Source organism: Streptomyces stelliscabiei (assembly GCF_014873495.1).
GTDB classification, from domain to species: Bacteria; Actinomycetota; Actinomycetes; order Streptomycetales; family Streptomycetaceae; genus Streptomyces; species Streptomyces bottropensis.
The window spans coordinates 2333539-2346148 of record NZ_JADBGF010000001.1; the positions used below are offsets into that span (position 1 = coordinate 2333539).

General features: G+C 72.9%; 12 protein-coding genes. 6 read left to right on the top strand and 6 right to left on the bottom strand.

Translation table 11 applies throughout. The annotated features are described in order from the left end of the window. Nucleotides 1–21: 21 nt before the first annotated feature. Both H4687_RS10200 and H4687_RS10205 read right to left on the bottom strand, forming a co-directional pair. Nucleotides 22–2277 carry a molybdopterin oxidoreductase family protein gene (locus H4687_RS10200; protein ID WP_046918671.1) on the bottom strand — a complete coding sequence of 752 codons (2256 nt, stop codon included), beginning with the start codon at nt 2275–2277 and terminating at the stop codon, nt 22–24. Between the two features lie 237 nt (nt 2278–2514). Then, the gene (locus tag H4687_RS10205) at nt 2515–3132 is read right to left on the bottom strand and encodes a TetR/AcrR family transcriptional regulator (RefSeq protein ID WP_046918672.1); all 618 of its coding nucleotides are present in this window, start codon (nt 3130–3132) and stop codon (nt 2515–2517) included. Between the two features lie 298 nt (nt 3133–3430). Between H4687_RS10205 and hmgA the strand changes: the two genes are divergently transcribed. From hmgA to H4687_RS10220, 3 genes are read left to right on the top strand one after another with little or no spacing between them, the layout of a single operon-like run. Then, the gene (gene hmgA / locus H4687_RS10210; protein ID WP_050398503.1) at nt 3431–4747 is read left to right on the top strand and encodes a homogentisate 1,2-dioxygenase; all 1317 of its coding nucleotides are present in this window, start codon (nt 3431–3433) and stop codon (nt 4745–4747) included. Between the two features lie 28 nt (nt 4748–4775). Next, the gene (locus H4687_RS10215) at nt 4776–5525 is read left to right on the top strand and encodes a GntR family transcriptional regulator (protein ID WP_046915925.1); all 750 of its coding nucleotides are present in this window, start codon (nt 4776–4778) and stop codon (nt 5523–5525) included. A 21-nt stretch (nt 5526–5546) separates the two neighbouring features. Then, nucleotides 5547–6740: a type ISP restriction/modification enzyme gene (locus H4687_RS10220; RefSeq protein ID WP_046915924.1), complete on the top strand. Its 1194-nt coding sequence runs from the start codon at nt 5547–5549 to the stop codon at nt 6738–6740. A 6-nt stretch (nt 6741–6746) separates the two neighbouring features. Here H4687_RS10220 and H4687_RS10225 read toward each other — a convergent pair whose 3' ends face one another. Beyond that, a complete protein-coding gene (locus tag H4687_RS10225) occupies nt 6747–7454 on the bottom strand; it encodes a TetR/AcrR family transcriptional regulator (protein ID WP_046915923.1) in 708 nt (235 codons plus the stop codon). A 63-nt stretch (nt 7455–7517) separates the two neighbouring features. Here H4687_RS10225 and H4687_RS10230 point away from each other — a divergent pair, with 63 nt between their 5' ends. From H4687_RS10230 to H4687_RS10240, 3 genes are all read left to right on the top strand, one after another. Continuing rightward, nucleotides 7518–8495, top strand: a complete 978-nt coding sequence (locus H4687_RS10230; RefSeq protein WP_046915922.1) for an ATP-binding cassette domain-containing protein — start codon at nt 7518–7520, stop codon at nt 8493–8495. Beyond that, entirely contained in the window at nt 8492–9274 is a 783-nt protein-coding gene (locus H4687_RS10235) for an ABC transporter permease (protein ID WP_046915921.1), read from the top strand. The genes H4687_RS10230 and H4687_RS10235 overlap by 4 nt, the downstream gene beginning before the upstream one ends. A gap of 105 nt (nt 9275–9379) precedes the next feature. Further along, entirely contained in the window at nt 9380–10603 is a 1224-nt protein-coding gene (locus H4687_RS10240) for a CaiB/BaiF CoA transferase family protein (protein WP_046915920.1), read from the top strand. Nucleotides 10604–10658: 55 nt separating this feature from the next. On the opposite strand, the gene H4687_RS10245 is transcribed toward H4687_RS10240, so the two are convergent. The 3 genes from H4687_RS10245 to H4687_RS10255 all read right to left on the bottom strand — a co-directional run bounded on the left by H4687_RS10245 (nt 10659) and on the right by H4687_RS10255 (nt 12478). Next, the gene (locus H4687_RS10245) at nt 10659–10925 is read right to left on the bottom strand and encodes a hypothetical protein (RefSeq protein ID WP_046915926.1); all 267 of its coding nucleotides are present in this window, start codon (nt 10923–10925) and stop codon (nt 10659–10661) included. Between the two features lie 115 nt (nt 10926–11040). Then, nucleotides 11041–11853 carry an anti-sigma factor gene (locus H4687_RS10250; RefSeq protein ID WP_046915919.1) on the bottom strand — a complete coding sequence of 271 codons (813 nt, stop codon included), beginning with the start codon at nt 11851–11853 and terminating at the stop codon, nt 11041–11043. 82 nt (nt 11854–11935) lie between these two features. Beyond that, nucleotides 11936–12478 (bottom strand): sigma-70 family RNA polymerase sigma factor, encoded by a 543-nt coding sequence (locus H4687_RS10255; RefSeq protein ID WP_046915918.1) that lies wholly within the window; start codon nt 12476–12478, stop codon nt 11936–11938. Between the last annotated feature and the right edge of the window lie 132 nt (nt 12479–12610).

A 12610-nucleotide genomic window follows, 5' to 3' on the forward strand; every position in this document is an offset into this window, starting at 1 on the left:
CAATAAGAGCAGAACTCCTGGTCACAGCGTTGCGCCTGCTCGGGACAGCTCCACGGGGATGCCGTTGAGGACCGCGTTGCCCGACAGCGGGTCCAGGAGAGAGCCGTCGAGAAGCTGGTTCACGTTCACGCCGGGGTCGATCGCGGCGTGCCGCATCCGGGTGCCCGGACGGTCGTGGCCCCAGCCGTGCGGAAGGCTGACGACACCGCGCCGTACGACGTCGGTGACCTCCACGGGAGCGGTGACCTCTCCCCCGGCGCCCTTGATCCGCACGGCGTCTCCGTCGGCGATCCCGAGCCGGTCGGCGTCCTCGGGGTGGAGGTGGAGCGTGCAGCGGTTGGTGCCGCCGGTGAGGGCGGGGATGTTGTGCAGCCAGCTGTTGTTGGACCGCAGATGACGCCGGCCGATGAGGACGAGACCGTCCGGGCGCTCGCGCAGGGCGGCGCGGAGCCGCGGCAGGTCGTCGGCGATCGGCCGCGGCAGCAGTTCGATCCTGCCGCTCACCGTCTTCAGCGGCTGCGGCAGACGCGGCTGCAGCGGGCCGAGGTCGATGCCGTGCGGGTGGGCGAGGAGCTTCGCGAGGGTGAGCCCGTCCGGGGCGGCGCCGAAACCCTCTCCGTACGGGCCGAGGCGCAGCATCATGTCGAGGCGGCGCTCGGGGCCGGTGTCGCCCGTGAGCAGACCGGCGAGTTCCTTCGGGTCGCGGCCGTGGACGGGTGAGTGGGCCTCCTTGACGGCCTTGCCCAGGGTCTGGCCGATGACCAGGTCGTCGACGGCGGCCGGGTCGGCGCCGTGCATGCCGGTGGCGGCGAGGACGAGGCGCGCGAGGATCTCCGTCTCGGCCATGCGCCCGTCCTCCAGAGGGACGGCGGCGGGGTTGTAGCGGACCTGGTTGTGCACGGCGAAGGAGTTGAAGGCGAAGTCGTAGTGCGGGGCCTGGGAGGGCGGCGGCGGGGGCAGGACGACGTCGGCGTGGCGGGCGGTCTCGCCCAGATAGGGGTCGACGCTGACCATGAAGTCCAGGGAGTCGAGCGCCTTGTCGAGGCGGTCGCCGTCGGGGGCGGAGAGCACGGGGTTGGCGGCGATCGTGATGAGCGCGCGGACCGGGCTGCCCTCGGGGGTGCTGGTGTCGATCTCCTCGGCGAGCGCGGACAGCGGCAGCTCGCCCTTGGCCTCCGGGTGGCCGCTGACCCGGCTGTGCCAGCGGCCGAGCGCGAAGCCGTGGCCGGGGCCCGCGGGCCGGGGCGTCCTGTCGGTCGCGGACTGCGGGAAGAGGGCGCCGCCGGGCCGGTCGAGGTTGCCGGTGAGGATGTTGAGCACGTCGACGAGCCAGCTGGCGAGGGTGCCGTGCGGGACGGTGCAGCTGCCGATGCGGCCGTACACGGCGGCGGTGGGGGCGGCGGCCAGCTCGCGGGCGAGCGTGCGGATGGTCCCGGCGTCGACGTCACAGGCCTCCGCGACGGCCTCGGGCGTGAACTCCCCTACGGCGGCGGCCAGTTCGTCGGTCCCCAGCACCAGCGGGGCGAGGTCGCCGAGGTCGACGAGGTTCTCCTCGAAGAGGACCTGCGCCATCGCCGCGAGCAGCAGTGCGTCCGCGCCGGGGCGGATCGCCACGTGCCGGTCGGCGAGCTTGGCCGTACGGGTCGTGCGCGGGTCGACGACGGTGAGGGTGCCGCCGCGCGCCCTGAGGGCCTTGAGCTTGCCGGGGAAGTCGGGGGCGGTGCACAGACTGCCGTTGGACTCCAGGGGGTTGGCGCCGAGGAGCAGGAGGTGGTCGGTGCGGTCGAGGTCGGGCACGGGGATGGCGTTGGCGTCGCCGTAGAGCAGTCCGCTGGAGACGTGCTTGGGCATCTGGTCGACGGTGGAGGCGCTGAACAGGCTGCGGGTGCCGAGGCCCGCGAGGAGGGCGGGCGGGTAGAGGGCGCCGGCCATCGTATGGACGTTCGGGTTGCCGAGGACCACGCCGACGGCGTTCGGGCCGTGGGCCTCGACGACGGGCCGGAGCCCCGCCGCGACGGCGTCGAACGCCTCCTGCCAGGTGGCCTCCCGCAGTTCGCCGTCCCTGCGCACCAGCGGGGTGCGCAGCCGGTCGGGATCGCCGTCGGCGGCACCGAACGAGGCACCCTTCGGGCAGATGAACCCCTTGCTGAACACATCGTCCCGGTCGCCGCGCGCCTTGGTCACCCGGGTGCCCTCGATGGTGAGGGTGAGGCCGCAGGTGGCCTCGCAGAGCGGGCAGACGCGCAGGGCGGTGCGGGAGTCGGTGGTGGTGGACACGGGTCCTCCCGGAGGGGCGGCGGCGACGGTGACGCTCGGACGCGGGCCGCGGACGGAAAGCCCGCGGCACCGAGGCCGAGCATACCGACCGGTATGCATCAGGGGGAGGGGCTGCCGGGAGTCTTGTCGCGAATCCGCGCGACCGTCACCGGTTCGGGGCCCGGTCGCCCCCGGCCGGGCGGGCCGGTCACCCCCGCACCGCGGCCCGCCCCCGGCCGGTCCGAGCCGGCGCCGTGGTCAGTCCAGCACGCGCGCGAGATAGGCCCGCAACAGCTCCCGCATCTCCTGGATGATCTGCGCGTCGCCCTCCGGGGAGACCCGGAAGGCCAGGTGGACGAGGGTGTCGGCGGTCTCGACGGCGATGAGGAAGGTGCGACGGAGGTCGTCGTCGGGGGTGCGGTCGATGAAGGCGGAGAGCAGGTCGGACAGCCGGTCGGCGACCCGGTGGTTGGGCTCCTGCCGGCTGCCGCCCACGGGGATCTGGTTGCCGAAGTCGATGAGGGCGAAGCCGGGGGCGTTGCGTTTCATGTCGAGGTACTCGTCGAGGACGGCGTCCATCGCGGTGCGCCAGTCCCGGCCGCCCATCGCCCGGAGGCGGCGGGTGACCCGGTCGGTGAAGCGGTCCAGGTTGCGTTCGGCCAGCGCGTCGGCCATCGCGCGCTTGTTGCCGAAGAAGCGGTAGACGGAGCCGATGGGCACGCCCGCGCGCAGGGCCACGGCACGGGTGCTCAACGCGTCGTAGCCCACCTCGTCGAGGAGGTCGGCGCAGGCGTCGAGGATCCTGGTCAGTCGTTCGGCACTGCGCCGCTGCACGGGTGCGCGGCGCAGGGAGGTCGCCTGGGACACGGGCTTCATGATGCCTTTCCGCCGAGGTCCGATGAGCTGTCCGAATATCAGTACGGCCGCTGCCACCGCTCCCGCTCAGCCGTGGGCCACGACCGGCCGCGGACATCCGCACGTCGCACGGCCTGCCGGGAGACTAGAGCACCGCACTGACAGGACGGATCCCCCGTCGATCCGGTTCTCCCCCTCGGCCCGATGCACCCGATCTGTCGACGTCCACCGGCGTCCGGTTGCCGCCCTGTCCCCTTGCGTCCGCCTCGACCGAATCCTACGGTGAAGCATAGGAATCGAGAACGGCGAGGGAGCGGGCATGAGCGGGGACGCGAGGAAGACGGCCGAAGGGCTGGAGTACCTCTCCGGTTTCGGCAACGAGCACGCCTCGGAGGCGGTCCCGGGCGCGCTGCCGCACGGCCGCAACTCCCCGCAGCGCGCCCCGCTCGGGCTCTACGCGGAGCAGCTCAGCGGCACCGCGTTCACCGAGCCGAGGTCCCACAACCGCCGCTCCTGGCTCTACCGGATCCGCCCCTCGGCCGCCCACCCGGCCTTCACGCGCACCGGCAACGGCGCCCTGCGCACGGCCCCCTTCACCGAGACGGTGCCCGACCCCAACCGCCTGCGCTGGAATCCCCTCCCCGAGCCCCCGGCCGGCACCGACTTCCTCGCCGGTCTGTGGACGCTCGGCGGCAACGGCGACGCGGCCCAGCGTTCGGGCATGGCCGTGCACCTGTATCACGCCGACACGGCGATGGAGCGGGTCTTCAGCGACGCGGACGGCGAACTCCTGATCGTCCCGGAGCGCGGCGGCCTGCTGCTGCGCACCGAGTTCGGCCTGCTCCACGCCGAGCCAGGCGAGATCGCCCTGATCCCGCGGGGCGTCCGCTTCCGCGTCGACCTCCTCGACGGCTCCGCCCGCGGCTACGTCTGCGAGAACTACGGCGCTCCCTTCCGCCTCCCCGACCTCGGCCCGATCGGCGCCAACGGCCTGGCGAACGCCCGCGACTTCCGGGCGCCGGTGGCCGCGTACGAGGACGTCGAGGGCCCGGTGGAGGTGGTGAACAAGTACTGCGGCAACCTCTGGACGGCCACGTACGGCCACTCCCCCCTCGACGTGGTCGCCTGGCACGGCAACTACACGCCGTACGTCTACGACCTGCGCCGTTTCAACGTCATCGGGAGCATCTCGTACGACCACCCGGACCCGTCGATCTTCACGGTCCTGACGTCGCCGAGCGACACCCCCGGTCTGGCCGGGGTGGACTTCGTCGTGTTCGCGCCGCGCTGGCTGGTCGGCGAGGACACGTTCCGGCCGCCGTACTTCCACCGGAACGTGATGAGCGAGTACATGGGTCTGATCGAGGGCGCGTACGACGCGAAGGCGGAGGGTTTCGTGCCCGGTGGCGGCTCGCTGCACTCCATGATGTCGGCGCACGGACCGGACCGGGAGACCTTCGACCGGGCGAGCGCGGCGGAGCTGCGGCCGCAGCGGGTCGACGACGGCCTCGCCTTCATGTTCGAGACACGCTGGCCGATCCTCGTGACCGCGCAGGCGGCCCGCGCGGAGCACCTGCAACAGGGGTACGACGAGGTGTGGTCCGGGCTCCAGCGCCACTTCGGCCCGTTGCACTGAACGTGTCGCGCCGGGTACGGATAGCGTCGTGACCTCATTCGCTCCGGACTCGATCGTCCTGAACCGCAAACTGCCGCTCTGGTATCAGGTGTCGCAGTCCCTGCGTGCCTCGATACTCGGCCGGTCGCCCCAGGACCCCCTGCGGCTGCCGACCGAGGAGCAGTTGGCCGGGCACTACGGCGTGAGCGTGCTGACCATGCGGCAGGCGCTGAAGGAGCTGGAGGACGAGGGGCTGATCACCCGGCACCGCCGGCGTGGCACGTTCATCGAGCCGAGCGCCCGGCGGGGCTCGCCGGTCCGTCTGCTGGGCTCGGTGGACGCGATCGTGGCCCAGCAGTCGGGCATGACGACCGAGCTGCTGGACCAGGGCAGCACCCCCCTGTCGGGTGAGCTCGTCGAGTACTTCCCGGACTTGACCGAGGTCGCCACGTACCACCGGCTGCGCGGCGACGAGAAGACGGGCGAGCCGACCAACCACGCGCGCAACTACGTGCGTCCCGAGCTGGCCGCGCTCATCGACCGCGACGATCTGCTCCGCTGGCCGATGACGAAGGTCCTGCGCGATGTCGTGGGTGTGGCCATCGGCCGGATCACCGACACCGTCGAGGCCCGTCTCGCGGACCCGGAGACGGCCCGCCTCCTCCAGGTCCCGCTGCTCAGCCCGATCCTGCGCTATACGGGTGTCACCTACGACGACACCGGCCGCGTCCTCGACGTGGCGGTCATCCACTATCGCGGCGACCGCTTCTCGTTCACGGTCACCCTCGACGCCCACTGACCCGGAGGACCAGGTCGTACGATGCCCAGCGTGACGCTCGACGACGCTCCGCTCCTCGCGGACCTGATGCCGTGGTCAGTCGCACCGCCACGGCTGGGGCGGGGGTGGCCGGCGGCCCCCGACGCGGCCTCCCTGAGGGCCCGCTGGGACGCGCTGATGAAGGCCGGGGGCCCGGATCGCGAGGCCCTGTTCGCGCCCACCCGCTCCCGTACCCCGTCCTCGGCGGTGGCCCAGCTGCCGGGCCGGGCCGGCGGCACCGGCCGGCTGGCCCGTGAGTCGGGTCCCTGCGCCGAGCCGGTCCGTGTCCTGGCCGCCCCGTTCGACGAGCAGTGGCTCATCCCCGACCACCGCCTGATCGACGCCGCTCGTCCGGAGCTGTGGCGGGTGGCGGACGAGCACCAGGTCTTCGTGGTCGAGCAGACGGTCGCCCCGAACGCGCCCGGCCCCCTGCTCCTCGCGTCGGCCGTGCTCCCGCTCGCCCCGCCGCACGGCCCCCGCGCCGGCCGTGTCCACCCGCTGTACCGCCGCCCGGGGGCCGTCGAGCCGAATCTCGCACCGGGTCTGGCGGAGCACCTCGGCGAGCGTCTGGGCACCGGTCCCGTCGATCCCGTCGACGTCCTCGCCTGGGTCCTGGTCGCCGCGCGCTCCGGCGCGCGCGGCACCCGGGTTCCGCTGCCCGCCGAGGCGGACGTCTGGTCCGAGGGTGTGGAGCTGGGCCGCCGGACCCTGTGGCTGATGCGCCGCGACGGCGACCGTCCCAGGCTTCCCGGTGGCCGCCGTCCGTACGTGCGCGCACCGCTCCCCTCCCGGCCCGTGGAGATCCGCTACGACCGCGACGAGGAGACCCTCCTCATCGACGAGGGCCGTATCTCCCCCGTCCCGTCCGAGGCGTGGGACCTCCATGTCGGCGGTGTCCGTGTGCTGGAGGAGTGGCTGGCCCGCAGAACGGAACAGGCGGAGCCGGGCACGCTGGAGGCGATCCGCCCGGCGGCCTGGCCACAGACCTGGACGTCGGAGCTGCTGGAGCTGGTCACGGTGCTGGCGCTGCTGGCGGAACTGCGTCCCGGGCAGGCCGAGCCGGTGGTCGGCCGGCCGATCACGACGTCGGAGTTGCGTGGAGCGGGTGTGCTCCCGGTCCCGGAGTCGGCCCGCAGGCCCGCGTCGGTCCTGGACCATCAGGAGGAGGGACCGGAGGGTCAGTTCACGCTGCTGTAGGGCCGGTCACGGCGCGAACGAGTCCAGCACCCTCCCCACCATCCACGCGAACACGGCTTCCAGATCGATCGGCCCCGCGTCCTCCATGAACGCCGCGGCCAGCCGGGGATAGGCCCCGCCGGCGATCTGCGCCCCGAGATAGGCGATCCTGACCTCGTTCTCCCGGTCCTCCGACCAGGGCAGTGACCGCACCCGCTCGGCCGTCGCCAGCTCGTTCGCCACATAGGTCGTCACGCAGCCGTTCAGCATGCCCAGGAGCTGCATCTTCGTCCCGTAGGGCGCGTCGAGCGGATCCATGCAGGCGAGGCAGTGCTCCAGGTAGCGCATGGCGTGGGGGCTGAACCCGTAGACCGGCGACATGAGCCGAGGCATCCACGGGTGCCGGCGCAGCAGGTCACGTGTCTGGTACGCCACCCGTCGCAGCTCGGCCCGCCAGTCCTCGCCGGGTTCCCACAGCTCGTGCTCCCCGGCGACCGCGTCGACCATCAGTTCGTACAGGTCCTCCTTGCGGGGCACGTAGTTGTACAGCGACATGGTGCCGCAGCCCAGCTCGGCCGCGACGTGCCGCATGGAGACCGCGTCGAGACCCCCCGCGTCGGCGAGCCGCACGGCCACCGCCGCGATGTCCGCGCGGCTGAACGCGGGCCTGGGGCCCCGGCCGGTGCGCTCGGGGCGCGCCCAGATCACTGCGGGTTCGGCCGCTCGGCCAGCCATCGGTCATCACCTCGATCACCATCGTAGTTACGTACAGCGTACGTAGTGCGCTATGGTCGACCCATGACAACTACGTACGCTGTACTTAGTGAGGGTCTGGAGAAGCGCTTCGGAGACGTCCACGCCGTGCGCGGGCTCGATCTGGCCGTGGCGGAGGGCACGGTGGTCGGGATGCTCGGCCCGAACGGGGCGGGCAAGACGACGGCCGTACGGCTGCTGGCCACACTGTTGCGGCCGGACGCCGGCTCGGCCCGGATCGCGGGTCACGACCTGCTGCGGGAGCCGGGCGCGGTCCGGCGGGCGATCGGCGTGACGGGGCAGTACGCGTCGGTGGACGGCGATCTGACCGGGCGCCAGAACCTGCGGCTGTTCGCCCGGCTGCACCGCGTCCGCGACACGGCCGGCCGCGCGGGCGACCTCCTCGACCGCTTCGGCCTGACCGAGGCCGCCGACCGGCCCGCCTCCACCTACTCGGGCGGCATGCGCCGCCGGCTCGACCTGGCGGCCAGCCTGATCCGGCGCCCGGCGGTGCTCTTCCTCGACGAGCCCACCACCGGGCTGGACCCGGTCAGCCGCAACCAGATCCGGGACGCCGTGCGCGCCCTGAAGGAGGACGGGACGACCGTGCTGCTGACCACGCAGTACCTGGAGGAGGCCGACCAGCTCGCCGACCGGATCGTGCTGATGGACCGGGGCCGGATCGCGCACAGCGGCTCACCGCCCGAGCTCAAGGCGCTGATCGGCTCCTACGCGGAGGTCGTCGTCGCCCACGCGGACGCGATGACCGGCGCCGCGGCCGTCCTCGACCGACTGACCGGCGCGCGGCCCTCGTTCGACGACGAGCGGCGCGCGGTCGGCGCGGTCACCCTCGACCCGACGCTCACTCTCCCCCGGCTGGTGCGCGAACTCGACGCGGCGGGAGTCCCGTTGCTCGACGCCAGTCTGCGCCCGCCGACCCTCGACGACGTGTTCCTCCGCCTCACCGGGGGCACCGGCCCCAACCCCCGCGACCTCTCCGACCTGAAGGAGCGTGCGGCATGAGCGCGTTGGCGTACGACGGCACGGCGATGCTGGGCCGGCAGCTGCGACGGCTGCGGAACAACCCCGGACTGCTGATCCTGACGCAGACCATGCCCGTGTCGATGCTGCTGTTCTTCGGGTACGTCTTCGGCAGCGCCCTCGCGGTGCCGGGTGAGGAGTACCGGCGGTTCCTGGTGCCCGGTCTGCTGGTGGCGACGGCCGCCGGCGGGATCATGACCGGCATGTTCGAGGCCGCGCGGGACACGCACCGGGGCGTGATGGACCGCTTCCGCGCCCTGCCGATGAGCCGGGCGGCCGTGCCGCTCGGGCAGGCGTTGGCGGACGTGCTCGTCACGGCCGCGGGAGCGGTGTTGTTCCTGCTGGTCGGGCTCGCGGTGGGCTGGCGCGTCGAAGGGGGCGCACCGGAGGCGGTCGGTGCGTTCGGGCTCTTGCTGCTGTTCCGGTTCGCGGCCGTGTGGACGGGCATCTACCTGGGCCTGCTGACCCGCAACGAGGAGGCGGCGGGACAGCTGGGCGGCGCGACGTTCCTGCTGCCGCTGCTGTCCAACGCGTACATCCCGGCCGAGGGCCTGCCCGGCTGGCTGCGCACGGCCGCCGAGTGGAATCCGATCAGCGCGCTCGCCACGGCCCTGCGCGACCTCTTCGGCAACGCGCCCGTCCCCGAGGGCGCCGCCTGGCCGGTGGCCCATCCCGTCGCCGGGTCGCTGCTGTGGTGCGCCGTCCTGCTCGCGGTGTTCGTGCCGCTCGCCGTCCGCACCTACGCCGCCGGGCCCCGGTGACCGCCGTCCCCCGCCGAGGGCGGGCCGGAACCGGGTGAGCCGGGGCGGACGCCGGGGCACGTGACGCGCGGCACGCCCTGATGACAACCGGGTCCCGGCGGGGACATGATCCACGGCATGCGTCCACTCCCCCGCACCGGCGAACCGCTGCCCCTGGACGGCGTCACCGTCGTCGCCGTCGAGCAGGCCGTCGCCGCCCCCTTCGCCACCCGGCAGCTCGCCGACCTGGGCGCACGCGTGATCAAGGTCGAGCGGGTGGACGGCGGTGACTTCGCCCGCGGCTACGACACGGCGGCCCGGGGCCTGGCCTCGCACTTCGTGTGGTGCAACCGGGGCAAGGAATCCCTGGCGCTGGACCTGAAGGACCCGCGCGGCCTGGCCGTCGTACGGCGGCTGGTGGCGGACGCGGACGTGTTCGTGCAGAACCTCGCGCACGGTGCGGCGGCCCGGCTCGGCCTGGACGCGGCCACGCTGTGCGCCGCGCACCCCCGGCTGATCGCGGTGGACATCTCGGGCTACGGGGCGTCGGGACCGTACGCGGACAAGCGGGCGTACGACATGCTCGTGCAGTGCGAGGCCGGTCTGGTGTCGGTGACGGGGACACCGGAGCAGCCGGTGAAGGCGGGCATCCCGGCGGCGGACATCGCCGCCGGGATGTACGCGTTCTCCGGGGTGCTGGCGGCGCTGGTCCGGCGGGGGACCACCGGGCGGGGCGGGCCGGTGGAGGTGTCGATGCTGGAGGCGCTGGCCGAGTGGATGGGGCATCCGCTGCACCACACGATGCACGGCGGGACCGCGCCGGCGCGCACGGGGCTCGGGCACGCGGTGATCGCGCCGTACGACGCCTACGCGACGGCGGACGGCGGGCGGGTGCTGCTGTCGGTGCAGAACGACCGGGAGTGGCGACGGCTCGCCGAACAGGTGCTGGCGCGGCCGGAGTTGGCGGACGATCCCGCGTTCGCGACGAACCCGGCCCGGGTCGAGCGCCGGGAGCGGACCGACGAGCTGGTCGCGTCGGCGCTCGGGGTGCTGGGCACCGACGCGGCGCTGGAGCGGCTGGAGGCGGCGGGGATCGCCTGTGCACGACTGCGGGACGTCACGGAGGTGGCGGAGCATCCGCAGTTGGCGGCGCGGGACCGGTGGCGGGAAGTGGAATCACCGGCGGGGCCGCTCAGGACGCTGCTGCCGCCCATCACGCTGCCCGGCGGGGACGAGGCGCGGATGGGAGCGGTGCCCGCGCTCGGGGAGCACACCGGGTCGCTGCTCCGTGCCGCGGGGATGACGGACGAGGAGATCGCAGCGCTGCGCCGGGACGGTGTGGTCGCCTGAACGCGGGCCTCCTGCGGAAGCCCTTGGTGCCTTGGTGCCTTGGTGCGGCCGGCGGCTAGCGGCTGCCGAACAGCGAGCGGCGCAGCCTCTTCAGGGGTGCGAACAGCGAGACCCGGCCGAGGCGCGTGTCCTTGCGGCTGCTGCGCTCCTGCGGGGAACGTGACGTTATCTCGCGCATCAGCGAGGTCGCCTCGGCCGCCTCGCGCTGCGGCACGGCTGGGCCGCTCAGCACCGAGAGATGGCGGTCGAGCCGCGAACTGGTCGCGGTGCTCCCGCACGTGATCGCAGGGACTCGCGCCCTGCGCACTGCTATCTGTTCCATGTCACTCCCCACCCGTACGAGTCCACCCGGCCCGGGCAGCGTAACCATATCGCCCCGTTGGAGCACTCGGGAATCACGGGCCCGCTATTCCTCTACCCCGCAAGGGGGTTGTTGACTACTCTCCGAATCCGACCGATTCCAGGGCGAGTTGGACAACTGGCTGGCTGGTGGGCTGTGCTGATCCACCGTCGGGTTCGACGGTCACCGCGAGTGACGTCGCGTCGGTGTTCATTCCGTCCGCGACCAAGGGCGTGTCGCCGTCGAAGAGACCCAGGGAGCGTGGTTGCACGTCGGGGCGCATGAGCCAGAGCTGGTGCACCCGGTTCTTCGGGAGGTCCTCGAATCCGCTGAGGGTCACGATCGCGCTCCCCTCCTCGGCGGAAGCGATCACTCCGATCACATGACCCTCCGTGTCCCGGTCGTTGCTCGCTCGCGCGTCCGGCGCGGCGAGAACGTGGGCGATCTCACTGGCCCGTGCCCGTTCGGCGGCCAGCTCGTCCCGGGTTCGGTCGGCCTGGACGGCGAAGAGGGACGCCACCACGAGTGCGGCGGCGGCCGTGACGGTGGCCAGCGGAACGAGCCAAGAGCGCAGACGGGGCGCACGGGCGCGCGACTTCGGCGGCGGCTCGGTGCCCCACACATGCCGCGGCAGATGCTGCTGCCGTGAGGGCTGAGCGCTCCAGGAACGGTTTTCCTGGGGCGTGTTGCGTACGGCGGCGAAGACCCGGTCGCGCATCGCCGCCGGCGCCGGGGCGGCCGTCGACCAGGCGAGGCGGACGGCGTCCTCGGACAGGGCGCGCACCTCGGCGGGACAGCGGTCGCAGCCCTCCAGGTGCTTCTCGAAGCGGCGCCGCTCGTCGGGTTCCAGGGCGTCGAGCGCGTAGGGAGCGGCGAGCGAGTGGAGGTCCTCGCGGCGGAAGAGGCTCATGCCACGCCTCCCGTCGGCGCACACGCCCCGCGGGGCGCGCGAGCGCGTGGACCCCCGGGTTCCACGCGGTGGATCAGGGCGCTCATGCGACTCCTCCCAGGCATTCGCGCAGCCGTGTGAGTCCGTCGCGCATACGGGTCTTGACCGTGCCGAGGGGGCAGGAGAGCCGCTCGGCCACTTCACGGTAGGTATAGCCGTCGTAGTAGGCGAGGGTGACGGACTCGCGCTGGAGGGTGGTCAGCTTGTCCAGGCAGTGGCGCACCCACTGGCGTTCGAGGCCGGCCTCGACCTCCTCGGCGACCTGGTCGAAGGCCGGGTGGTGGTAGCGGCGTCCCTCGCGCTGTTCGCGCTCGGTGGCGGCGCGGGCGCTGCGCACCCGGTCCACCGCACGCCGGTGCGCGAGGGTGAGTATCCAGGACAGGGCGCTGCCCCGGGCCGGATCGAAGCGGCCCGCGGAACGCCACAGTTCGAGCAGCACCTCCTGAGCCACTTCCTCCGACTGCGCGGGGTCGCGTACGACCCGGCGCACCAGCCCGAAGACCGGGCCGGACACCACCACGTACAGCTCCTCGAACGCCCGTTGATCGCCTCCGGCCACCCGGACCAGAAGCTTGTCCGCCTCCACACGCTCCCCCTCGTCTCCGGCCGAGCACGGCCATCCCCGCGCGTAAGGCATTCGCAACAGACCCACCTCCGGATGGGATTACGGATCAGGCTGCCCGAAACGCGGGTGTTCGGTCGACCGATCCGAACATCG

Excerpts from the sequence above, each read along its gene's own strand:
- H4687_RS10240 (WP_046915920.1), top strand. The coding sequence starts at position 9,380 with ATGATCCACGGCATGCGTCCACTCCCCCGCACCGGCGAACCGCTGCCC.
- H4687_RS10225 (WP_046915923.1), bottom strand. The coding sequence starts at position 7,454 with ATGGCTGGCCGAGCGGCCGAACCCGCAGTGATCTGGGCGCGCCCCGAG.
- H4687_RS10205 (WP_046918672.1), bottom strand. The coding sequence starts at position 3,132 with ATGAAGCCCGTGTCCCAGGCGACCTCCCTGCGCCGCGCACCCGTGCAG.
- H4687_RS10220 (WP_046915924.1), top strand. The coding sequence starts at position 5,547 with ATGCCCAGCGTGACGCTCGACGACGCTCCGCTCCTCGCGGACCTGATG.
- H4687_RS10250 (WP_046915919.1), bottom strand. The coding sequence starts at position 11,853 with ATGAGCCTCTTCCGCCGCGAGGACCTCCACTCGCTCGCCGCTCCCTAC.
- H4687_RS10230 (WP_046915922.1), top strand. The coding sequence starts at position 7,518 with ATGACAACTACGTACGCTGTACTTAGTGAGGGTCTGGAGAAGCGCTTC.
- H4687_RS10235 (WP_046915921.1), top strand. The coding sequence starts at position 8,492 with ATGAGCGCGTTGGCGTACGACGGCACGGCGATGCTGGGCCGGCAGCTG.
- hmgA (WP_050398503.1), top strand. The coding sequence starts at position 3,431 with ATGAGCGGGGACGCGAGGAAGACGGCCGAAGGGCTGGAGTACCTCTCC.
- H4687_RS10245 (WP_046915926.1), bottom strand. The coding sequence starts at position 10,925 with ATGGAACAGATAGCAGTGCGCAGGGCGCGAGTCCCTGCGATCACGTGC.